This window comes from Bacillus tuaregi, from assembly GCF_900104575.1.
Taxonomy (GTDB): domain Bacteria; phylum Bacillota; class Bacilli; order Bacillales; family Cytobacillaceae; genus Bacillus_BD; species Bacillus_BD tuaregi.
In genome coordinates, this window is the sequence record NZ_LT629726.1 from 1 (window position 1) to 1,617 (window position 1,617).

Sequence of the window (1,617 nt, forward strand, 5' to 3'; positions counted from 1 at the left end):
TTCGTATTATAAGGTCAGCCAGAGAAATCTGGTTGACTATTTTTTATTCAATTTATAGATTGATAGTAGCCGGGGTAGAACGGACGCACCCGTGGGACTTGATCCCGACAACTAAACTGTTCGCCCTCTACTTGTTAACACATGATTAGGCTGGTTGGGACATTGAGATCCCGTATAACAAGCGAATATATGAATGACAAGCTAGATAGAGGTTACCGGTCAATCCACTACACTAGGAGGAGATAAACTATGAATCCAGTTGTTGGTCTGGATGTCGCTAAAGGTGAAAGTCAGATTCAAATGTTCTTGGATAAAAAGATGCCCTATAAAAACAGTGTGAAGGTTGAACATACGGTGGAAGGTCTAAAAGAGTTACACTCTTATTTACTCGATTTAGAGCGTCAAGCAGGGATGAAACCACCTGTCGTTTTGGAGTCAACAGGTCACTATCATGCCCCAGTTGTACAGTTTTTAGAAGCAAGAGAGTACATTGTGATTATCGTAAATCCATTGGTATCCTACCGGGCAAAAAGTTCTAGCTTACGAAAAACCAAAACAGATGCCATTGATGCTTATCACTTAGGCGAACTGTATTACAAGGAGGATTTAGAGCCTCAGAAAAAGCGTGGTGTTCAGTTATTAAATCTTCGGCATCTGACAAGACAACATGAAAATATGACGGGAATTATGGTTCAAACAAAGCTTCAATTTCAAGCTGTGTTAGATCAAGTATTTCCAGAGTATAAAGGTGTTTTTGGCGATTTGTATGCCGAGGTTTCATTAAAAACTTTACAAACCTTCCCTACCTCGGAGTCCGTCTTAAAAGCTGGTGTGGAGGAAATTGCACAATTTATTGATAGGCATTGTAAAGCACGTTCATTTAATTGGGCGCATAAAAAAGCAGAAGGATTAATCGCAGCTGCAGAACGCAATCCATTTCAGTCAACGCTATATCAAAGCCTTCTAGTCAGTCTGAATATGTATATTGATTTACTTCAAGCGTACCACCAACAACTTTCTACGTTGGAGCGTGAGATTGATAAGTTGGCGGTACAACTTGAAGAATATGAACTACTCCAAACAATTCCCGGTGTAGGTGAAAAAATCGCTGCCACGATTATTTCTGAAATCGGAGAAATTGATCGGTTTAGTCATCCCAAAAAGTTAGTTGCCTTTGCAGGACTTGACCCTAGTGTTTTTGAATCAGGTCGCTTTAAAGGTACGAAGAATCATATTACTAAACGAGGCTCTGCAAGGCTTCGCCACATGCTTTTTACAGCAGTTCGGTGTTCCATTCGAGATAGTCGTAAAAAGAAAACAACTGATGAAACCATTGCACGAAATAAGCGATTACGTGCCTTCTACGATTTAAAACGTGAAGAAGGTAAGCCTTATAAAGTAGCCATTATTGCATGTGCTAATAAACTTTTACACTGGATTTATGCGATGTTAAAAACGAAAACACCATTCCAAGAAACTATTTAATAACAGCATTTTCAAATAAAGCAAAAACCTTCCAAATTAAGTTCGGAGGGTTATTTGAGTTGCGCATTTTTAGTATAGCATGAAGTTGTTTTCGATTTAAAAGATTTTTCTTGACAATCTATTAGCTGGTTT

Annotated in this window: 1 protein-coding gene; it reads left to right on the forward strand. The window is 38.7% G+C overall.

Translation table 11 applies throughout. From position 1 onward, the window contains the following. The first annotated feature begins 249 nt into the window (after positions 1-249). Complete coding sequence (locus tag BQ5321_RS00585) at positions 250-1,485, forward strand: IS110 family RNA-guided transposase (protein WP_071392731.1); 1,236 nt, start codon at positions 250-252, stop codon at positions 1,483-1,485. Positions 1,486-1,617 lie beyond the last annotated feature (132 nt).